Origin of the sequence: Psychromonas sp. SP041 (assembly GCF_000470315.2) — a bacterium.
In the GTDB taxonomy this organism is placed as follows: domain Bacteria; phylum Pseudomonadota; class Gammaproteobacteria; order Enterobacterales; family Psychromonadaceae; genus Psychromonas.
The window spans coordinates 1-23,127 of sequence record NZ_CBRF02000055.1 but is presented as its reverse complement, the minus strand read 5'-3'; the positions used below and the strand labels follow the sequence as shown (position 1 = coordinate 23,127).

General features: G+C 36.5%; 16 protein-coding genes. 14 read left to right on the top strand and 2 right to left on the bottom strand.

Features of this window, described 5'->3' with window-relative positions:
* Positions 1 to 582 precede the first annotated feature (582 nt).
* From SP041_RS19685 to gss, 8 genes are all read left to right on the top strand, one after another.
* Positions 583 to 837, top strand: a complete 255-nt coding sequence (locus SP041_RS19685) for a helix-turn-helix domain-containing protein (protein WP_025565178.1) — start codon at positions 583 to 585, stop codon at positions 835 to 837.
* Positions 837 to 2,141: a type II toxin-antitoxin system HipA family toxin gene (locus SP041_RS19680; protein WP_025565179.1), complete on the top strand. Its 1,305-nt coding sequence runs from the start codon at positions 837 to 839 to the stop codon at positions 2,139 to 2,141. Before SP041_RS19685 ends, SP041_RS19680 begins: the two co-directional genes overlap by 1 nt.
* A gap of 354 nt (positions 2,142 to 2,495) precedes the next feature.
* Positions 2,496 to 3,362, top strand: a complete 867-nt coding sequence (locus SP041_RS19675; RefSeq protein ID WP_025565180.1) for an AraC family transcriptional regulator — start codon at positions 2,496 to 2,498, stop codon at positions 3,360 to 3,362.
* A gap of 115 nt (positions 3,363 to 3,477) precedes the next feature.
* Entirely contained in the window at positions 3,478 to 4,467 is a 990-nt protein-coding gene (locus tag SP041_RS19670; protein ID WP_025565181.1) for an alpha/beta hydrolase, read from the top strand.
* A gap of 771 nt (positions 4,468 to 5,238) precedes the next feature.
* Positions 5,239 to 5,709, top strand: a complete 471-nt coding sequence (locus SP041_RS19665; RefSeq protein ID WP_025565182.1) for a hypothetical protein — start codon at positions 5,239 to 5,241, stop codon at positions 5,707 to 5,709.
* 2 nt (positions 5,710 to 5,711) lie between these two features.
* Positions 5,712 to 6,239: an ankyrin repeat domain-containing protein gene (locus SP041_RS19660; protein ID WP_025565183.1), complete on the top strand. Its 528-nt coding sequence runs from the start codon at positions 5,712 to 5,714 to the stop codon at positions 6,237 to 6,239.
* A 100-nt stretch (positions 6,240 to 6,339) separates the two neighbouring features.
* Positions 6,340 to 7,254 carry a hypothetical protein gene (locus tag SP041_RS19655; protein WP_025565184.1) on the top strand — a complete coding sequence of 305 codons (915 nt, stop codon included), beginning with the start codon at positions 6,340 to 6,342 and terminating at the stop codon, positions 7,252 to 7,254.
* Positions 7,255 to 7,617: 363 nt separating this feature from the next.
* Positions 7,618 to 9,519 carry a bifunctional glutathionylspermidine amidase/synthase gene (gene gss, locus SP041_RS19650; RefSeq protein WP_051368591.1) on the top strand — a complete coding sequence of 634 codons (1,902 nt, stop codon included), beginning with the start codon at positions 7,618 to 7,620 and terminating at the stop codon, positions 9,517 to 9,519.
* A 304-nt stretch (positions 9,520 to 9,823) separates the two neighbouring features.
* Here the strand turns inward: gss and SP041_RS19645 are convergent, their stop codons facing one another.
* Positions 9,824 to 10,774, bottom strand: a complete 951-nt coding sequence (locus SP041_RS19645; protein WP_025565647.1) for an alpha/beta hydrolase — start codon at positions 10,772 to 10,774, stop codon at positions 9,824 to 9,826.
* A gap of 374 nt (positions 10,775 to 11,148) precedes the next feature.
* On the opposite strand from SP041_RS19645, the gene SP041_RS19640 reads away from it, so the two are divergent.
* Positions 11,149 to 15,954, top strand: a complete 4,806-nt coding sequence (locus SP041_RS19640; RefSeq protein ID WP_025565648.1) for an NAD-glutamate dehydrogenase — start codon at positions 11,149 to 11,151, stop codon at positions 15,952 to 15,954.
* Between the two features lie 778 nt (positions 15,955 to 16,732).
* Here SP041_RS19640 and tcdA read toward each other — a convergent pair.
* A complete protein-coding gene (tcdA, locus tag SP041_RS19635) occupies positions 16,733 to 17,536 on the bottom strand; it encodes a tRNA cyclic N6-threonylcarbamoyladenosine(37) synthase TcdA (RefSeq protein WP_025565649.1) in 804 nt (267 codons plus the stop codon).
* 328 nt (positions 17,537 to 17,864) lie between these two features.
* Between tcdA and SP041_RS19630 the strand changes: the two genes are divergently transcribed.
* From SP041_RS19630 to SP041_RS19610, 5 genes are all read left to right on the top strand, one after another.
* Positions 17,865 to 18,536, top strand: a complete 672-nt coding sequence (locus SP041_RS19630) for a spondin domain-containing protein (RefSeq protein ID WP_025565650.1) — start codon at positions 17,865 to 17,867, stop codon at positions 18,534 to 18,536.
* Positions 18,537 to 18,545: 9 nt separating this feature from the next.
* Positions 18,546 to 19,238, top strand: a complete 693-nt coding sequence (locus tag SP041_RS19625) for a spondin domain-containing protein (protein WP_025565651.1) — start codon at positions 18,546 to 18,548, stop codon at positions 19,236 to 19,238.
* A gap of 78 nt (positions 19,239 to 19,316) precedes the next feature.
* On the top strand, positions 19,317 to 20,054 hold the full coding sequence (locus tag SP041_RS19620; RefSeq protein ID WP_025565652.1) for a response regulator transcription factor: 738 nt from the start codon (positions 19,317 to 19,319) through the stop codon (positions 20,052 to 20,054).
* Positions 20,054 to 21,532, top strand: a complete 1,479-nt coding sequence (locus tag SP041_RS19615; protein ID WP_025565653.1) for a HAMP domain-containing sensor histidine kinase — start codon at positions 20,054 to 20,056, stop codon at positions 21,530 to 21,532. Before SP041_RS19620 ends, SP041_RS19615 begins: the two co-directional genes overlap by 1 nt.
* 363 nt (positions 21,533 to 21,895) lie before the next feature.
* Positions 21,896 to 22,507, top strand: a complete 612-nt coding sequence (locus SP041_RS19610) for a MarC family protein (RefSeq protein WP_025565654.1) — start codon at positions 21,896 to 21,898, stop codon at positions 22,505 to 22,507.
* Positions 22,508 to 23,127: the final 620 nt, after the last annotated feature.

Below are 23,127 nucleotides of genomic sequence, written 5' to 3'. Positions count from 1 at the left end.
GTCTACTTCATCGTTGCTTTACCAATCGTTTAAGAAACACTAAACATCGCTAACTAAATATCACAGCAAGCGCCTTGAATTAAACAATTTCTGCTATTCAGAATGGCATTGCTGTTTACATTATTTAAAAGCTCACTTCGGTGAGCTTTTTTGTTTTTAGTAAAATAAAAAATAATTATTTATAGATGAATAAGTCGTCTACTTCATCGTTGCTTTACCAATCGTTTAAGAAACACTAAACATCGCTAACTAAATATCACAGCAAGCGCCTTGAATTAAACAATTTCTGCTATCCAGAATGGCATTGCTGTTTACATTATTTAAAAGCTCACTTCGGTGGGCTTTTTTGTATCTGGTGTTTTACTATAGAAATCGGTCTACTTCATCCTTGTGTTCTCATTTGCTTAATAAGCAATTAAACACCGTACAAACTCCTTTAGCTGATATGAATAACATGCTTTATTTGAGTAATTAAATTCATTTCTTTGTTGATTTTATTACCGCCTTTAGCGTGTAAAAGTTGATTTACCTCCTTTACCGTGTAGAATGGTTTTTACTTGTTATAGCGTGTAAGGTTTGACGATGAAAATTACCAATACAAAACAATTGAGTGCTTATTTAAAAGATGTTCGTTCAGATGAAGGGTTATCTCAGAGCGATATCGCTAATAAAGTGGGGATTCGTCAGGATACAGTATCGAGCTTTGAACTAAGACCTGACTCCACTAAAATGGAAACCTTTTTTAAGTTACTTTCTGCGCTAGACTTAGACTTTGAAATTACCCCTCGAAAGACTAAAAATGAGCAAGATAATTCAGGCTGGAAAGAGGAGTGGTAATGGCTATTCTAGATGTTTACCTTAACGGATATTTGGTTGGAGAGTTTAAAAAATCAGGAAGTGGGGCTCATTCTTTCCAATACAATAACGAATGGTTGAACTTGAAAGGTGCTCGTCCTATTTCATTATCCATGCCCCTTTCAAAACAACAATATAGTGGCGATGTTGTTTATAATTATTTTGATAATTTATTACCTGATAACTTAGAAATTAGACAAAGAATTATTACTCGATATAGATCGAATTCATCATTACCATTTGACTTACTATCGTCTATTGGTAGGGACTGTGTTGGGGCTTTACAATTGCTACCTAAAGGCATCAAGCCGACTAATGTTAAAAATTTAGAACACAAAGTTTTGTCTGATAAAGAGCTTAATCAAATTATATCTGGGTATCTTGCTGATATGCCACTTGGCATGATTGAGGAAGAACAAGACTTCCGAATTTCGATTGCAGGTGCGCAAGAGAAAACAGCTTTACTGAATATTAACCAACAATGGTGCCTTCCTTTAAACTCGACACCTACCTCGCACATCATTAAATTGCCTATAGGGAAAATACAAAGCCACTCTTACTCTCTAGACATGTCGGATAGTGTAGAGAATGAATACTTGTGTATGTTGTTACTACAAGCTTATGGTTTATCTGTTGCTCGATGTGAGATATTACCGTTACAAAATATGACTGTGTTATCTGTTGAACGCTTTGACCGTCAATATTCAAGTGATAAAACATGGTTGATGCGCAGGCCACAAGAGGATTATTGCCAAGTATTTAATACGCCTTCAGCTTTAAAATATGAAAACCAAGGTGGGCCTGGTATTCAGCAAATCATGAATCACCTGTTAGGCTCAAAAAATGCCGCTAAAGATAGATCTGATTTCATGAAAGCTCAGGTCCTATTTTGGTTAATGGGGGCATCTGATGGCCATGCAAAGAACTTTTCAATCTTTATATTACCTGATGGTCAATTTCAGTTAACCCCTTTCTATGATGTGTTGTCAGTATTTCCTGTGGTCAATAAAAAAGGGTTAGATATACGTCAAATAAAATTGGCGATGGGCTTAAAAGCGACAAAGGGAAAGAAATATCATATTAATAAAATTTACCTTCGTCACTTTTTAGAAACAGCAAAACAAGTTGGATTCGATGTCTCCAAAATGGAAGAAATAATCAGTGAAATTAAAGAAAAGACTGAGCAAATCATTAATGACATAAGGCTGAGGCTTGCTACAGATTTTCCTACAAACATCTCAGAAAGTATATTTTCAGGCATGCTAAACCAGCTTAAAAAATTATAAAATAAATTTCAATTGTTGAGTGGTGCTGTTGTTTCTAAGTTCGTTTTTTATTTTTCATTATGGGTGAGTCTATTCGCTATTGAATAACTGTATAAAATATAACTCGTCTACTGCATCGTTGCTTTACTATTCGTTTAAGAAACACTAAATGCCGTAAATTAAACATCACAACAAAACACCTTGAATTAAACAATGTCTGCTATCTATCATGATTCGTATCAAGAATCTAAAAGCTCACTTCGGTCAGCTTTGTTGTCTCTGAACCTGAAATTCCGCAACTTTTGTCATGCATCATCAGATGGAAACGAGTAACGTGTTGTTATCAAAAAGTTATATCTAAAGGATATTACAACAATGCATTATCAAGCGCGTTTTCATCAATTATTAAATTATATCGATTCTCACTTAGATGAAGACCTAACGGTAGAAAAGTTAAGTCATATTGCCTGTTTATCTAAATATCACTTCCACAGGCAATTTTCTTCTCTTTTTGGTATCTCTGCATTTGCTTATATTAGACAGGCTAGAATGAAGCGAGCTTCATATCAATTGGCTTTTAAAAAAGAGATGAGAATTGTTGATATAGCAATAGCGAATAATTATGAGAGTTCAGAAGCATTTTCTCGCGCTTTTAGTCAGTCTATTGGTCAAAATCCATCTCAGTTTAGAGAACAACCAGATTGGATCCCATGGCATGAAAAATACCAACCGTTCAAAAAAATGCGAGTTCAACGGATGCAATCATATCAACCTCTATATCATGTTGACGTTGTGAGTATGAGTGAAATAAAGATCGCTGCTTTAGAACATTTAGGCCCTATTGAATCACTTGGTAATACGATTAAACATTTTATTCACTGGCGCAAAAATAATAGGTTATCACCTAAGGTAAGTAGAACATTTAATATTATTTATGATGACCCCGCTGTCACTGAGCCAGACAAATACCGCTGTGAAATTTGTGTCTCAATTAAATTGGATGTAAAGCCAAATGATCAGGGCGTTTTTGCAAAAATAATACCAGCAGGTCGGTGTGCGGTTATTCGACATATTGGTTTTGAAGATACCATTAATAAAGCGATAACTTATTTATATTCAGAGTGGCTTGCCGAAAATGAAGAAGAGTTACGTGATTATCCACTCTTTTTTGAACGAATCAGTCTGTTCCCCGATGTTGCAGAGTGCGAGGTCATTACAGATATTTATCTGCCTTTAAAATAATTATATAAACAATATGAATGGTATCAATAGGTTAAATGATAGTCTCATAAGTAATCCTCATAAGTAATAGTCCAAAATTATTTTGTAATATTAACAATAAACTTAAGGCATTATGATGAAATTAAGCTTCGTATTATTAAGTCTTATGATCGTTTTTCCACTCCTTGCTCAAATCAAAAAATCACATGCAAATCAATTGGTCGAACCATCAAATAAGTTTTTTTCTCTTAAAGAGATAAAAAATGCAGATAGCAAAGAGTTAACGCCTTTGCAATATACACAGGCGAGTGATGATACCACTTTGGCGTTTCGCACTTATTTGCCACTGCAAGCTAACGCGATATTAATATTTTTCCATGGGGCAGGTGCCCATAGCGGACTTTCCTATAATCATATTGGTGTGGGGTTGCGCGATGAGTTTAACATTGCCGTGTATATGCCAGACTTAAGGGGACATGGAAGCTCTGATGGGCCACGAGGTGATACGCCCAGTGATCAACAAGTTTGGTTAGATATTAATACAATGGTTAAACATGCTCGAAGTCAGTATCCTGATTTGCCTCTTTTTATAGGCGGTCACTCTGCGGGAGCTGGCCTTGCAATTAATTATTCCAATTGGGAGCAAAGAGACGTTATCGATGGTTACGTATTTCTTGCCCCTTATTTTGGTTTTCGTTCAGAAACTAGTTACGATAAAACTGAAAATGGTGGATATGAGTTTTCTAGCGTAAGTGTTTCAGACTTTGTCATAAACAGCATGAGTGGCGGGCTATTTCTAGGCCACTCAAATGCGGTTAAATTTAATTACCCTGATAGTATTTTAGAAAAGAACCCTAAAATAGTCACATTTAATACGGTCAATATGTCAAAAGCAGTCACGCCTTACTCTCCTGATACTCAACTCTCTAAATTACAGCAATTCGGACTGTGGATTGGAAATAAAGATGAAGCGTTTGATCCTGAAAAAGTTATTCAGTTTGCAAAAGACAATAGTGCACCGAAAGCAAATAAAGAAATAAAAATCATTGAGGAGGCAAATCACTTTTCTATTATTTTAGACGCTTCTAAGTTAATGGGCTCATGGATAACGAGTGTTATCCAGTAAATCAAATATGGCGCTGATGATTAGTCTGACCTTAACCACAACGTCTTGTCTTATAAAGAGCTTAATCAGTCATTTCGCTTTAGACGTACTACATGATGTTCTGCTTGTTAATGGTATAAATCGGCTACTGCATCATTTGTTTAAAAAGAAGTTTGTTTGTATTTGATAACTGGGAATAATATTAATTATTTTGTATAAATAACCTAAAGGCCAAAGAGTTAACTTTCTTTTTTCTATTAAATAATCACTATGTTTTTAAGTCGCTATGGGGCACAAAGCTCATTAGAATGTTTGTCCTATTATCGGTTGGAATACCCAATTTATGCTTATTTACTCTCAATAGAGAGTAATAGCAAAAGGGATAATCTAACTCCAGAGATTTTGAGATTGCAGATAAAAAAGATGATTTTATAAATACCCTCCATAGTGATTTAACTGAATATATAGCACTATGCTTTTGCCATATTTCCGCTGTAAATATGGAAATTTGCACAGGCTTTTCAATGACAAATAATTTATTTTATCATTAAGTGCTTGATTGAAAATAAAGTTATAGTAATGTCGTCATTTAAAAATCATTAGAAAGCTACCATGTTTCCTACAGAATTATTACTTTCTGCTATCTAATGCGCTGTTATTGGGGTTTCTAGCTTAACTCTACCTTGACTTTCTGATACAAGTAAAAAGACATCTAGGAAATCTGTATTTTATTTTGATTCAATATTTATTACTACTTAATAAACACACGTCGTGTTGACTAAAGGAAATAGTATGAACAAGCAAGTGCACCTTAAAAAATTCAAAACTAATGAACTTATCTTTAATGAAGAAGAAACTGTAGTTATTCTTAAATTCATTTTCAAAAATCAACATAACAATATTGATTTACTTAATATAACTGATCCTGTACGAGAATTTGCACAAGCTTTACTTGTTGAAGCTGTTGATTCTTCTTATGCATTTGGCTTTGTAGATGCTCTATTCAGATCAGTGACAAACCCAAGGGCAGGCGCAAAGAAGGTATTAATTAAATTTGGTAAAAAAGCATTAAAGCATTGGTTTAAACATGCTAACGCTCAAGATTTAATGTCTATAAAAATTTATGACAAAGTACGTGAACAACTTGCATGGAAATTTGGACGTGTATTGCTTTTGCATGTTAATGGTGTTGCCAAACTAAATGAAAACCATTTTGGTATGCTCGCGTTTAATGGCTCTGATAACAATATTGTTTGGGGGTAAAAGTGAAAAAATCACTATTTATTTTAATCCCGTTATCTTTTCTTATTATATATTCAATAATGGCAGTGTATTCACTATCTGAAAGCGACGTTGAAGATATCATTATTTGTGGTACGAATGATGATACTCATTATATTCCAGATAAAGCATGTGAATTGTACCTCTTTAATTTTAGAACTTCAGAAAATGATATTCAGTCCTTAGAATCAGGAGCTGGGTTAGCATTTTTGTTTGAAATTCAAGACGTAAATAAGCGATATCTTTACCTTGAACATTTTTTGTCTAAAGGTGCCTCAATTGATGCATTGAGTAAGGTTGATGGCCTTTCACCTTTGCATGCAGCAATATTACTTAACGACGTTAGACTTGTTAAGTATTTAATAGATAAGGGAGCAAACACAAATCAAATCGAAGGAAATGATGAATTAACTCCTTTAACTTTTCTACAAAAGCTCGAAAAAAATAATAAACTCATTGATAGAACTCCTATAGCTAATGTTTTAACTTCTATTTATTCTAAATCCCAATAACAAGTTGCTCAAACGGACAAATAACAGTCGGCTGCGCTTCGCGTATTATAGCCAACCATTATTTGCCCCTTCGCAAAGCGTTATATTTAAGGAGTTGTACATGAAGTTTTCAGGTAAATCAGTACGAACATTAACTAAATTCATGAAAGTAGCTGGCTCTGCAATTAGGGTGAGGCTTGCTGTTAACTTGTTAAATATTCCCCAAGAGCGTCTGTTGGAACTTGGTTTTGATGAAAATCTGATTGCAGGTGATTACTTAATTCCGACAGTATTAGGAAAATATACTGGTTTTAATGCTAATGGTGATATTAAAGTTCGAAAAGATCTACCTTTAGAGCCTGAATCGGTTATGTTTTATGGTTCATCAAGGGATTGGCATGGTGGAATACATTCAGGGATTAGAACTAGAACCATGAATAAATATCCTCGTGAAAATATTCCTGCTCCCTCTGAAACTTTCGAGATAATAGCTCTAAATGGTGCTTTGTTTTTATCTTCATCTGAACTAAATCTCGATGACAAAGATGAGACCAGAAATGTCCATGTTACAAATGTAATGCTTGAATGTTTTTCAGAGTTTGAAATATATGATGTACAGAAAGAAAAAATTATAGGTCCCAAATTGAAACGATTACAATGGGACATTTTACCTCCTGGTGAATGTCCATGGGATAAAGCAAAGCCTATTGTTTTAAAAAGAGCTGAGCATTTAGAAGAAAAAGATAAGAGAGTTATAGAACATAGAATGAAAATTATCTCTAGAAGAAAACCTGATTTTTTAGCAACTGGTCGTGCTGGGTTTAGTGGATATTTTGTTTACGGGTTTAAAGACCAAGATGTATATGTTCTAGAAAGTATGGAATTAGATAATGCGATTTATGTGTTTAACAGTGAATGGGAAAAGATATCACAATTAACGAAAAACCAGATAATTAATAGTGATTTACCACATGACAGAATAATTCATAACAAAAAATGGAATTTATCTGTTGGTCGTGCAATTTCAGGAAAATAAATATAACAAGAAACTAAGGCTATCCATGGCTGGCTCCCTTTGGTGGGGGCTAAGTGACTCACGACTTTAGCCCTAATATCACCCAATAAACCTGATACTTTTTATTGTTAGACTGTTATATCTAAACAGAAATGAACACCGATTATTATTAACAATATACTTGACCTTTACCAAACTAAAACCAATAAAAGCCAAGTGCCATTCTTTTATTTTTGGCTCATCCTTTCTTCCAATACCAACTTTAAATTATCGCTATTAGTCCCTCTTTTATAAGCATTATTTATTTATCTTTTTATTAAATACAGTAATTGCTAATCACTATATTCTTGTCTATATTGAAACTGTTCTTTTCCCTTTAATTGGATGCCAACCTTGCCTAATAAATCAATCTCTTGTTCTTTTGGTACCTTACTTGGCTATGCGCCAGGTGGTGTTGCTGCGTATTCTAGTGACTATGATAGTGCTAGTGATGTTGAGTATCCTAAACGTAGTGCTTTTCGTAGTTATGTGGATGGCATTTATATGGGCTATAAGTGGCAATGCGTTGAGTTTGCTCGTCGTTGGATGTATCAAAATAGTGGTTATATTTTTGATGATGTTTCGATGGCTTATGAAATATTCAATTTACGTTCGGTGCGCGATATTGCGTCTAATACACGTTTGCCACTACAAGCTTTTGGTAATGGCAGTCAACGTCACCCGCAACCGGGTTGTTTGTTAATTTGGGAGCAAGGTGGCGAGTTTGAAGAAACAGGGCATGTTGCCATTGTCACTGAAGTGTTCGCCGATAAAATCCGCATTGCAGAGCAAAACCTTGACCATGTTAAGTGGCCAGAGGGGCAAAACTATAGCCGTGAATTAGCGGCGACGATCAGTGAAGATGGCGAATATTGGGTAGCTTGTTCATTTAATGATGCGTTGATTTTAGGGTGGATGATACAAACTGACGATGACACTGATGCGGAAATAAGTGAAGAAACTGATAAGCAGTTGTTTTCTTTATCTAGCCATCATGTCAAGCCTGCATCAGGGCAAAAGAAGTCTTGGTTAAATGTCGCCAACAAAGATGAAGCGGCTTATGTCAAAGCATTGCAAGGGCATAAGCTAAGTGCGGCGTTTGCTGATGAATATCGTTATTATGTTTTGTCTGAAACAGCGGAAGATGCTTTACGCCGAGCGACCAATGAGCTGCATGGTTTATTTATGCACGCTACGGATTATGTGCTTGATAACGAACATCTATTAGAAAAATTTAATTTACCACGTGCTTTATTACCTAAGATCCGCCAATCCTGGGATAACCGTTTAAACCAGCTGATCACCAGTCGTTTTGACTTTGCGATGACAACGCAAGGTTTGAAGGTTTATGAATATAACTGTGACTCTGCGTCATGTTATATGGAAGGGGCTAAAATTCAGGGGAAATGGGCAGATCATTATGGTGTTCATGAAGGTGAAGATGCAGGTAAAGATCTGTTTAATCAGCTGGTGAAAGCATGGCAAAAAAGTCAGGTAAAAGGGCTGATACATATTCTTCATGATGATGATCCTGAAGAGAAGTATCATGCTTTATTTATTCAACAGACCTTAAAAGCGGCAGGTATTGATAGTCGTTTGATTGAAGGAATTGATTCTTTAATTTGGGATGAGTCAGGCAATGTGGTTGATGCGCAAGGCGAGGTATTGCATTGGGTTTGGAAAACCTGGTCATGGGAAACGGCACTGGACCAAATTCGCTTAGAATGTGAGTCAGATGATGCGTCGTCAGAGAGCTTTGAGCCTTTATCTAAAAAAGGTAAAACGCCACGACTTGCTGATGTGTTACTGCATAAAAACATTATGATTTTTGAGCCGTTATGGACGTTAATTCCAAGCAATAAAGCGATATTACCGGTGTTGTGGTCGTTATTTCCGAATCACCCATTATTGTTACATGCTGACTTTGAATTAAATGAAGATTTACAAGCCAGTGGTTATGTTAGTAAGCCGATTGTTGGCCGTTGTGGGGCGAATATTCAGTTAGTTGACCACGCGCAAGATGTGTTGGACGCAACGGACGGACAGTTTGCCCATCAAGACAATATTTACCAATCGCTATTTCCATTACCGTTGGTTGATGGTTATTACGTTCAAGTTTGTACGTTCACTGCGGCAGGTAAGTATGCAGGTAGTTGCCTGCGTGTGGATTCGTCGATGATTATTAGTAAAGACAGTGATTGTTTGGCATTACGCTTTGTGAATGATGAGGCGATTTTGTTGCAATAAAAAATCAGTAAGCTGTTAATACCAAAAGAATTAATAAGGTGATCATTCTTGCTGGTTAAAATCACCCCTAACTGCGTTGTGAGTTTTGAAGTGAGAACAACTATCTCCTACAACTCACGCCTTATTAGTGTTAATTTTTCCTGCGCAATCTCTGATCACTTATTTAATTCCATTGGTATAACTATCAGTAAGCTAGTACAAGTAGATTACTGATAGTTAGTCGCTTACTGATGTTGTTTTTTTAAACTCACATTGTTGATCTGACTTTCTTTATTGAAAGTCTTCGTGAGCTTTGTAATGCTAATTATTTATTAAGTTCTTTCATGAAATGCATAATATATTTTGCGATTTCAACTGGTTTTTCTTCCATCGCAAAATGACCTGCATCGATTAAATGAAGCTCTGCATTGGGTACATCTTTTAAGTAAGCTTCTGCGCCTGCTGATATAAAGGCAGGATCATTTTTGCCCCAAACCAATAACGTCGGTGGTTGTTTCTCACGTAAAAATGCTTGCCATTTTGGGTAAGCTAATAAGTTATTGTAATAATCTTGCAGTAACTGTACTTGGATAACGCGTTGTTGTTCGGTCTCTAAAAAATGTAGTGCGTGAGTCCAGCTATCAGGGCTCATGATCGCTTCTTTACCTTTAACATCACGTAAATATTGCTTATCTTTAATGCCTTGTACACCAGTAAAATCATAAAGCTTTTTAAACATCTCTGGAGATGTATCTTCATGTGCTTTTTTGAAAAAGGCTTGGCGTGGTGGTGTTAACCCTTCTAAATAAGCATTCCCATTTTGTGCTATCAGCGCAGTCACACGATCTGGTTGTTGCATCATTAAACGAAACCCAACTGGCGCACCAAAGTCTTGCATGTAAACAGTGTAATGTTTAATACCCAGTTTTTTAACAAAGCCATCCATCACGTCTGCTAATAAATCAAATGTGTATGGGTGTTCTTTAGGATCGGGTTTGTCGCTGTATCCTGACCCTAGGTTGTCTGGCACGACAATATGAAACGATCCTGATAGTAGTGGAATGAGGTGGCGGTACATGTGTGAAGAAGAAGGGTAACCGTGTAAAAACAGAATAGTAGGGTTATCTGGATTACCCGCTTCACGGTAAAAAATGTTGTTTCCGTCAACGTTAACGGTGCGGTAATAGGTAGTTTCTGGCCAAACGGCTTGTTCTGCTAAGGTTAAAGGGCTGGCGAATACGGTAAGCAAAATAAGAAATTTATAAATTATTTTCATGTTATTTTCTCAGCATTAGTTAATTTAATAGGTTAATTGATGATGGTGATTTAAGGTGATAAGTAAATAGAGGTGGACAGATCTGTTTACTTGTTTGCGATAGTGGACGTTGAATGATATTTTGTCAAATAAAACCTAATCCAAATTTATCTTTGTTGGAAACGCTTAAAAAGCAGATTAAAAGCAATTAAAAACCCAGCTAACCTTTCTCTTTAATTATCAGAAAAACATATTTATTTATTCAATGGATTAATTACTCTATTTTCAATATTTTTGTGTGCTAATAAGCGCTTCTTAATCTATTGTATTGTTTATTTATTTTTTTAACTTAGCCTTAAACAGAACCGTTAATTTTACCATCAGGTAGGTATTACATGAATATAAAAACGAATCAGAAATCAGACATTCTCGAACAAATTTTTTCTCAATTAAAAGCGCATTTTCCTGTGCGTGAACAGTCTCTATTGCAAAATTTTATTAGTGCCATTTATCGCGATGTTAGTATTGTAGATCTGGCGATGATTAGCCCTGATGATTTAGCAGGTTTAACGGTTTCTTTATGGCGTGAAGTGCATCAATGGAAAGGGGAGGTGGCTAAGGTCAAAGTATTTAACCCTGACGTTGAGCAAGATGAATGGCAATCAACGCATTCAATTATCAGTGTTTTGAGCCGTAATATTCCTTTTATTATTGATACGGTCAAAATCACCCTAAATAAACATAATACTAAACTGCATCGTATCTTTTACAGTGAGATAAACAGTGAACGTAATGCCTCTGGTAAGTTAAAAACGCTTAATTCAGATATTGTCAATACGAACGATTCAAACACTGAGTTATTGCTTTATATTGAAATCGATCAAACCAGTTCTTCTTCTGAACGAATGAAGATTCAAAAGAGTTTAGAGGGCGCGTTAAGTCATGTTTCATTGGTGGTCGATGATTATTCACACATGGCAGCCAAAGTAAAAGATGCCATTAAAGTCAGTAAAAAAGAGGTGACTGCGATTACTTCAAAAGCTGATTTTGCTGAGCAACAAACTTATTTAGATTGGATGGCGGACGATCATTTTACGTTCCTTGCTTGTGACCAATTCACAGTAAAAGACGGCTTTATTAGTATTGTCGAAAAAAGCCAATTAGGTTTATTAAAGCATAAAGAATTTATGCACGATAAAACCCAATTCGATTGTTTACATGAGTTACAAGAGCCGTCTTTGTTGCATTTCAGTAAAGCGTCACAACGTGCGATGGTGCATCGAATTGCTTATCCTGATGTGGTGTATGTTAAGCAGTTTAATAAACAAGGTGAGTTGATTGGCGGTACTCGTTTTATCGGTCTTTACACTTCTTCTGTTTACAGCGGTAGCCCGTTAGGCATTCCTGTTGTTCGACAAAAAATTAATAACATTTTAGCGCAGTCTGGCCTGAGTTTAGGTGGGCATTATTACAAAGAGTTAACACAAATATTATCAACCTATGCCGTTGAAGATTTATTACTTTGTGATGAAAAAACCTTACTTAATAATGTGATAGAAGTATTACATGCGCAGGAAAGAAAGCAGCTTAAACTCTTCTTAAGAACCGATGGTAATAAGCGTTTTGTTACTGCTTTATTGTATGTACCGCGTGACCTTTATAATACTAAGGTAAGGCTCAAGTTTGTTGAGTTGTTATCACGCACGATGGATATTGTAGACAGTGATTTCCAAACGTATTTGAGTGAGTCTAACCTTGCGCGTTTACGTTTAGTGATTCATCTTGATAAACCATTAGAAGGCGATTTAGAGCTTGATGCGATTCAATTGCGTATGCAGCAAATTACGAAAGCATGGCATGAGGATCTGCAAGACTCATTAATTGAAAATCATGGCGAAGAAACGGCGGTTAAACTAGCACGTAAGTATGAATCTGCTTTCCCGACGAGCTACCAAGATAGCTTTAGTTCTCGTGTTGCTGTGACGGATATCGACCGTGTTGAGTCATTATTAACGTCATCAGAACGTTCAATGGCATTACGTTTTTATCGTTCTATTGAAGCGAATAACAGTGGATTGAAATTAAAGTTATTCCATCAAGATGGGGCTTTATTGTTATCAGACTTAATTCCTATTTTAGAAAACTTAGGGTTAAAAGTAGCTCAAGAATACCCTTACCAAGTATCGCCTTCAGGTGAGAGCGTATTTTGGTTATATGACTTCACGTTGTTATACGTTAACGATGATGGTTTTGACCCTGAAAATTACCGTCATTTATTCTCCGATGCGTTCCTTGCTATTTGGTATGCACAGGCAGATAACGACCCATTCAATAAATTGATTTTAGGGGCTGGCATTGCGTGGCGTGATATTGCCATGTTGCGTGCTTATGCGAAATACTTAAAACAGATTCGTTTTGGTTTCAGTCATTTCTCTATTGCTAAAACTTTGTTGGATCATAGCGGCTTTGTAAAACAGATTGTTAATTTATTCCATGCTCGTTTTAATCCTGAAAAACAGGTGAGCCTAGAGAAACAAGCTGAGCTAGAAAACGCTATTTTAGAATCACTGAATGATGTGAGTAACCTCAATGAAGATAGAGTGTTACGTAAATACGTTGAGTTGGTTATGGCGACAATTCGTAGTAACTACTTCCAACAACAAGATGGAGAGTTTAAAGATTACATTAGCTTTAAGTTCGACCATAAAAAAATAGGCGAGATTCCATTACCGCGTTTAAGTTACGAAGTATTTGTTTATTCTCCTCGTTTTGAAGGTGTGCATTTACGTGGTGGCAGTGTGGCTCGCGGTGGCTTACGTTGGTCTGACCGTGGTGAAGATTACCGTACTGAAGTGCTAGGGTTAGTGAAAGCACAGCAAGTTAAAAACTCTGTGATTGTGCCTGTTGGTGCTAAAGGTGGATTTGTTGCTAAGTACCTTAACCCGACAATGGATCGCGATACCTTTATGCAAGAAGGTATTGCCTGTTACAAAATGTTCATTAGTGCGTTATTAGATATTACCGACAACCTTGAAGCGGGCAATTTAATCCCACCTCAGCAAGTGGTGCGTTACGATAATGATGACCCGTATTTAGTAGTTGCTGCCGATAAAGGCACGGCGACGTTCTCTGATATTGCTAACGAATTAGCGACTGATCGTAACTTCTGGCTAAACGATGCATTTGCATCAGGCGGCAGTAATGGTTACGACCATAAGAAAATGGGGATCACAGCGAAAGGGGCGTGGATTAGTGTACAGCGTCACTTTAGAGAGCTAGGCGTTGATGTCCAAGAGCAACCGATTTCAGTGATTGGTATTGGTGACATGGCGGGCGATGTATTTGGTAATGGCATGTTATGTTCTAAGAAAATTAAGCTGTTAGCTGCGTTTAATCATCTCCATATCTTCATCGATGCTAACCCTGAAAACTTAGAGGCTTGTTTTGATGAACGTCAGCGTTTATTTGATACACCAAGAACAAGTTGGGCTGATTATGATGCTAAGTTGATCTCTGCTGGTGGCGGTATTTTCGAACGTTCTGCAAAATCAATTGCGGTGACGCCTCAAATGGCTAAAGCGTTTGGCATTAAACAAGCGAAAGTCACGCCTACTGACCTGATTTCATTATTACTGAAATCGTCTGTTGATTTGTTATGGAATGGCGGCATCGGTACTTACGTTAAAAGCGAAAAAGAGAGCCATGCTGATGTGGGCGATAAAGCCAATGACAGCTTACGCGTTAATGGTTCTGAATTACGTTGTAAAGTGATTGGTGAAGGCGGTAACTTAGGCATGACACAAAGTGCTCGTATTGAGTTCTCTGTGCATGGCGGACAATGTTTTACTGATGCGATAGATAATGCAGCGGGCGTGAACTGTTCAGATTTAGAAGTTAACATTAAAATATTATTAGACAAACTCGTCTCGAAAGGTGATTTAACGGTTAAACAGCGTAATGTTTGGCTACAAAATATGACCGGACAAGTCTCTGAGTTGGTATTACATAATAACTACCGCCAAGCACAGAGTATTAGCTTATCTTACTTACAAGGTCATAAAGGCATTGAAGAGTTCCGAGGCTTAATCAATAGCCAAGAAGAGAAAGGTAAGTTAAACAGAAGCTTAGAATTTATTCCAAGTGATGAAGAGATCACTGAACGTAAAAATGCAGAGTTAGGGGTTACACGACCTGTTATTTCGGTGATGATCTCTTATGCTAAAAATGAAATGAAAGAAGAGTTAGCTAAAGCGCGAATTGCCGAAGATGGTTACTTAGCAAAAGAGGCTGAGAAAATATTCCCGGGTGAGTTAGTTAAATCTTACAAAGCTGAAATTCATGAGCATCCGTTGTTATCTGAAATTGTTGCGACACAGGTGAGTAATGACTTATTCAATGTAATGGGCGCTACGTTTGCTTATCGCATTATGTCTAGCACAGGTTGTTCGTTCTTAGACTTAGCTAAAGCATGGGTTGCTGCGCGTGATATCTTCAACTTACCTGAGTTATTGGCTGAGATTGAATCATTAGATAATCAGATTGATAGTGCAGTTCAAACTGAGCTAATGAATAAGCTAATGCGTATGGTGCGTCATGCCACTCGTTGGTTTATTAGAAGTCATAGAGAGCAGTTAGATTGTGCGACGTTAATTAAGAAATACAAAACCTCGTTACATGCAGTGAAAGCGAATCTACCTAAGTTGCTGAGTGAACGCAGTTTGCAAGAACGTCAATTAGAGTTAGATAATGCAAAAGAACAGGGCGTACCCATCGCGCTTGTTGAGAAACTCAGTAATACTGAGCAGTCTTATGCTTTATTAAATATTATTGATGTAGCAAGTAAATTGAAGGTCGATCCTCAATTAGCTGCACATGTGTATTTCTATTCTGAAGAAAAACTGAAATTAGCTGATATTGCAGCGCAGTTAAACTTATTACCAGTTGATAGTCATTGGCAATCATTAGCGCGTGAAGCAATGCGTGATGATTTAGAGTGGCAACAAAAACGTATCACTCGAGCTGTGTTATTGACCTTGCATGACAAAGACGTAGAAAAAGCGTATTTAGATTGGCAAGTGCAGCATCAGAGCCTAGCAGATCGCTGGCACAAGATGACAGAAGCATTATCTGCCGTAAGCTTACCTGAGTTTAGTATGTGTCAGGTAGCGTTAAGGGAGTTATTGGATCTGTCTAAAAGCTAAATAAACCTCACGTAAACGCTCGATTTTAAATAGCGATGTTGATATCAACATCGCTATTTTTTTTGGTTTTTTAGCACTTTTATATTTTGACCTCGCGGCGCATGGCGAATTAGGCAAAGCCTAGAGTTATGAGCGGAGTAGCTTTGCGAACCCTGTTTTTAGTTTGTTATGGTTTATGTTTTGACCTCGGGGCGCATGCTTTAGCTTGCAGATTTTTGTGTTGTTTTTATGCAGAGTAGTTCTGCGAGTTCTGTTTTTAGCTTGTATATAGTTCGTATGTTTTGACCTCGGGGCGCATGCTTTAGCTTGCAGGTTTTTGTGTGTGCTTTTTATAAAATACTAAGCTTGATTCTATTAATTACATTTCTTCAAATTCAACACATAAACCCCTGCAGGCTAAAGCCAGCGCCCCTAAAGAACTAACCTCGAAGCGTATAGGTTTTATATTTTGGATTGGCGGCGCATGGCGAATTAGGCAAAGCCTAGAGTTATGAGCGGAGTAGCTCTGTGAATCCTGTTTTTAGTTTGTTATGGTTTGTGTTTTGAATTCGCGGCACATGCTTCTGCTTGCAGATTTTTTGTGTGTGATTTTATAAAATACTAAGCTTGGTTCTATTAATTACGTTTCTTCAAATTCAACACACAACCCCCTGCAGGCTAAAGCCAGCGCCGCTAAAAAATTAACCTCGAAGCGTATAGGTTTTATGTTTTTAATTCGCTGATCAAACATCAAACATCAAACATCAAACATCAAACATCAAACATCAATTTATAGGCTTTATGCTTTACCACTCGCTGCTTTGGCTTTTTCGGCTATTTTATTAAGAATAAACGCGCTGCCGATAAAAGCGAAGCTTGCGGTTACCATGGTTGAGGCGCCAAAGCCGCTGGCACAATCCATCTTCATATTGCCGTCTGATTCCGCTTTTTCTCTACACACTTCGCCGTTTAAATCAGGATAACTTAATTGCTCTGTTGAAAAAACACAATAAACATGAAATCTTCGTTTAGGGTTTTTACTGAAATTAAAATGACGACGGAGTTCTGATCGCACTTTTGCGGCTAGTGGATCTTGAATGGTTTTTGCTAAGTCAGTAACTTGTATTTGTGTTGGGTCAAGTTGTCCACCTGCGCCACCACACGTTAATAACGGGTATTTATTACGCTTACAATGTGCCACTAACGCTACTTTTGCATGAATGCTATCAATGGCATCAAAGATGTAATCCATGTCACTTGAAAGATATTCAAAACAGTTTGCTTTATCGATGAAGTCATCAACACAGTTAACAATAATATCAGGATTTATTTGCTTACAACGAGCCGCCATCACTTCTATTTTTTGCTGGCCTACGGTATCTGCTAGCGCATGAACTTGACGATTTGTGTTGGTAACACAAAGATCATCCATATCAATTAAGGTGATTTGACCAATACCTGAACGTGCTAATGATTCAACAACCCAAGAGCCAACACCACCAATACCTACAACACAAACATGGCTATCTTTAAATTTTTGTAATGCTGTAGTGCCATATAAGCGTTTGATACCACCAAAGCGGTTTTCGTATTGTTCGTTCATGGTTTTACTCTTATTCATTTTGAAAGGCGCGATTATACTTGCTGTTATTATGTGAATCTAGGAAATATAAAAACAATCTTTCTTACTTGTTTAATTTTTTATCATTTGTTTTATTCATGATTTTTCACATATTAGATCATTAGCTTGTTTATTTAAGGCAATAACGTTTCTATTTAAGGTCAAAAATGAAAAAACGAAGGCATCACAACCAAATAGTGAATATTACGTGATAAGTTCGTGATAACTCCCGTTCATACTGTTTTTTGTAAAACAATTACAACAAATTTATTAACAACTATTTATTATTCGAATTAAAGGGAGTTTCTTCATGTTAAAAAAACATCTTATTGCTGTAGGCCTATTCGGTTTATTTTCTGCCACTAGCCAAGCGCAAGACTTAACAGTAACAGTAACGAATTTAACCCATGGTATTTACTTCACCCCTGTTATTACGGCTGCTCATGATGCCGATACTGCTATATTTACAACAACTGAAGCGGCAAGTGCTGAATTAGAAGCCTTAGCTGAAGGTGGTGATATTTCTGGCGTAAGTGGGTTGTTATCTGTTGCTAATGCTAATGTTAATGAAAATCCTGCTAGTGGTTTGTTAGCACCTGCAACATCAGCAAATTTTTCTCTAAGCAGTAACAGCGGTAATGATTACCTATCTGTTGCAGCAATGATGTTACCGACTAATGATGGTTTTGTTGGTTTAGATAGTTGGAAAATCCCAACTGAAGCGGGTACTTATACTGTTTACCTAAATGCATATGATGCAGGTACAGAAGCGAATGATGAAATCATTGCTAATATACCAAACCCAATTGGTATCACAGCAACTGGTGCCTCTGGTGTTACAGAAGAAATTAGTAATACGAATGTGCACATTCACCCTGGTGTATTAGGTGATGATGACGATGAAAGCGGTATCAGTGATTTAGATAGTAGTGCTCATCGTTGGTTAAACCCTGTTGCAAAATTGACTATTGTTGTTGAATAAGGAGGCTTTATGATTAAATTTTCTAAAGTCGCTATTGCTACAGCTGCAGCGCTAACATTAGTTGCATGTGGAGACAATGACTCCGATACGGTGACTATAATTGAAACACCCGTTGAATATGAAGTATTACTAAAAAACTTAACGAATGGGCAGCCTATTTCAGCTCCCTTATTAATATTACATGATACTGGTGAATTGTTTGAAGTAGGAGAGCCTGCTTCAGAAGCATTAGAGTTATTAGCAGAATCTGGCGATGCTAGCCGTATACTTGATGAAACTAGCTTTCTATTAAGTTCTGCAAGCGCTACTGGCGGTATTGTTTATGGCGAAACTGCTACGGTAACGGTTAGTCATACAGCTCAAGTTAATTACTTGTCATTTACCAGTATGTTAGGTAATTCTAACGATGCCTTTACAGGTCTTAACAAAGTTGATTTAAGTGAGCTAGCAGTTAATGATTCATTAACATTTAGTACGGTTGCTTATGATGCAGGTACTGAAGCTAATACAGAAAGCGCTGATACTGTACCAGGTCCAGCAGCTGGTGGTGAAGCAAGCAATCCAATTCGTGATGACATCAATATAGTGACTATGCACCCTGGTATTGTCAGTGCTGACGACGGCTTAACTACGTCAGCGTTAACTTACCAACAAAAATTCGATAACCCAGTTATGTCTGTTACTATTACTCGTACCAGATAAACCATTATGGCCTGTTATTTTTTGTGATACCCCCTTAATTCACAATCATTAATAGGTCACCTTTTAGGAAGCTGAAAGATGACAGATAGTATTTTAATTGTTGAAGATGATCAGGATATTGCAGAGTTAATAAAAGTGAACATGCAAGATCTTGGGCTTGAAGTCACCCATTGTGATAATGGTGAAGATGCGATTAAACAAGGTTTAGAAAACGATTTTTCTCTATTAATGCTGGATATTAATTTACCAGGATGTAGCGGTTTGGAAGTTTGCCGCAAAGTAAGAGAAGTGAAACCAGAGCAAGCTATTTTAATGCTAACAGCGAGAACATCAGAAATTGATCGTGTCGTTGGTCTTGAATTAGGCGCTGATGATTATATGGCTAAGCCGTTTAGCGTGAGAGAATTACAAGCGCGCATACATGCATTGCTTCGTCGTGTTCATTTATTAAAAAATAATAAACAAGAAACAACAGAAACAGATACAGGCATTGTTTGTCATGGTCAATTGATGATAAATAAACGCACGCATGAAGTTGTGTTACGTGACCAAAGTTTAGATCTTACCTCAACAGAATTCGACCTATTGTGCTTTATGGCTCAACATCCTAGCCAAGTTTTCTCTCGCACACAATTATTAGATAAAGTATGGGGCTATCAACACAGTGGTTATGAACATACTGTGAACTCTCATATCAACCGTCTACGTAACAAATTAGTAGCAGGGCAACCTGACTCGACGCATAAAGTCTTCCCGAATATTATTCAAACCGTGTTTGGTGTGGGTTATAAATTTAGCCCTGAAGGTGTTGTTTAATGAGAGTGTCTTTATATCAGCGAATGACAATCGCATTGGTGTTACTTTTTATTGCTATCGCTTGTACCTTTTCATGGTGGTCTGCAAAGTTAGAGGTTGAATCTCGACACGAAGCTGAACAACGTTTACATCTTAATTTAGCCGAACATTTAGGCAGAGATAACCCTTTATTAAAAGAGGGCGTTTATGACCAAAGTGCACTCAAAAATCTTTTTCATAGTTTAATGATATTAGGCCCTAGTTTTGAATTCTATTTTGTTGCACCCAATGGCAATATTCTTAGTTATTCTGCTGAGCCAGGTAAAGTGAAACGTGAAAAAGTAAATATTGCACCGCTTGTTGATTTTATTAATCTAAAAAAAGCATTACCTATTTACGGCGATGATCCGCGTGATATTAATGAACAAAAAATATTCTCAGCTTCACCTATCTATAATGATGAAAACCTTCAAGGCTACCTTTATGTGATTATTGGTGGTGAAACCTATGATTCAATTTTTGAAGCGGTTCAGTCTGATCAACATCTTTCGCAGTCATTAGTGTTTTTATTGGGTGTAGTGGTTGCTTTTTTCTTAGTGCTGATTGCGCTGTTACGTATTTTTACACAGCCTTTAAAACAATTAACGCAAAATATTCGTGCTTTTAAAAAAGCAGGATTTGAAAAAAACAAAGTACAACTGCATGATTGGCCTGCGGCTAAAAACAATGAAATTCATGAGCTAGGTCAGGCATTTAATGAAATGGCTGAACAAATTAATTATCAATTGGTACAACTTCAATCAATAGATAAAACCAGACGTGAAATGTTAACTGATTTGTCTCATGACTTGCGAACACCACTTGCTGCGCTACAAGGTTATCTTGAGACCATTCAACTTAAAGGCAATACGTTAAGTGATGAGCAGCATCAACGCTTTATAGATATTGCTTTTAAAAATGCGAATCAACTTAAAAAGCTAGTCGATCAAATATTCGAGTTAGCGCATCTTGATGGTGGACAAGTGACATTGGATCTTGAAACATTTCCACTTGCAGAATTATTGCATGATATTGTGGCTAAATTTCAGCATAGGCTACAAGAAAAGAAATTGGTTTTAAATATCTTACCTGAGCAATGTGAGTTTATGGTTTATACCGATATTGGTAAGTTAGAGCGAGTATTGAGTAACCTGATTGATAATGCGATTCGACATACTGATGTTGGTGGTAACATCACGATACAAGTTGATGAAAAAGAAAATAATAGATTAAATATTTCTGTTAGCGATAACGGTACTGGGATTCACGAAAATGAATTGGCGTATATTTTTGATGCGCGTTACCGTGCTAGCAACGCTATTTTTGATAGTAAAGAGCATGGTGGTTTAGGGCTAGCGATTACCCAAAAATTACTGCGCTTATTACAATCAGATATTAGCGTTGAGAGTCAAATTGGTAAGGGAACGTCTTTTAATTTCTACTTAACTAAGGTTAGCTAAATTAGGATTAGCTAATCTTAATTTAATTGGTCTAGAGTTTACTCATCATATATTTATTACGATTTGTTCGTTTTTACAGTCAGATAGTAAGTGCTTATATCAATTTATAAAATACTTACTGTCTGACTGCTTTTTTATTTTCTATTTATCTGGCGACTTCCTTCTTATTGTTCTATTTGAGCCTCTTTAAATCAACTTACTTGTCTATTCTTCTAGTACCTCATAACACTAAAGATAAGCTTATCTTTGCGCTCCTCGCCTATATTGAAAGGATAAAGTAGAAACCCATTGCTCTCTTTATTTTACTGCCTACAATGTAAAGCACTTTTGAACCCAGTACATTAACTGTTAAGGCTTGTTTCCATGGATGCAACATTTCCGATATTCTCAACTGCTTTTTTGCTCTTTTTTATTTTAGACCCATTGGGCAATGTGCCTTTATTATTAAGTATTTTAAAAAATATAGATAAAAAAAAGCACTCGAAAATAATTATTCGTGAGATGTTAATTGGGTTATTAATTTTGATCGTTTTCTTGTTTTTTGGAGAGCAATTTTTAAGTCTATTCCATTTACAAACTCAAGCTATCACCATTGCCGGTGGGATTATCTTTTTTGTTATCTCTTTAAAAATGATTTTCCCTAGTGCTGATGGAGGAGATCTGTTTGTCATGAAAAAAGGGGATGAACCGTTAATTGTTCCTATCGCTGTCCCTATGATTGCAGGACCTGCGGCTTTAGCAACATTGTTAGTATTAGCAAAAACCAATACTGAACATTCTGGTGCGTTGTTTCTTTCCCTTTTACTTGCGTGGAGCATGTCTGCTGTTGTTCTGCTTTGCTCACCTTATTTATATAAACTCTTAAAAGAAAAAGGCTTAACTGCATTAGAAAGGTTAATGGGGATGTTATTACTGATTATGTCTGTACAAATGTTTATCGATGGTATTCGTTCGTTATTACCGACCTTGGCTTAATACTAGATTAGCTAACTCATGTGGTTATTGTTGTTTGAATTTCTATTTTGGTGATGGAATATTAGGCAAGCTTTAGAGCATCATCAGAGGTGTTCTGCGAGTCCTGTTTTCAGTTTGCAGGTTTTTTGTTTGTATGTGTTTTCTTTTTGCTCTGAAACTTATCTTATTCATTCTACTTTTTTTAATTCAACACACAAATTCTGCAGGCTAAAGCCAGCGCCCCAAAGTCAAAAGAGGTAAGGATTGTTTTTATATCTTTCGTGTTTTAAGCGTCGATCTCGTTTCATTCGTAAATCGTAGATACAAAAAATCCAAGCTAAATGCTTAGCTTAATAACGTTTATCTTTTTTAATTCAACACACAAATTCTGCAGGCTAAAGCCAGCGCCCCAAAGTCAAAAGAGGTAATGATTGTTTTTATATCTTTCGTGTTTTAAGTGTCGATCTCATTTCATTCGTAAATCGTAGATACAAAAAATCCAAGTTAAATGCTTTAATGCCGATCGGTTAAGGATCTAAGAAGAAAACTTGAACGATCTTGCAGATAGAACATAATCCCCACTCTTATTTAAGGTTGGGGATTTTTTTTTGTTTAATCAAGAAATGGAATTGGTGTATGAA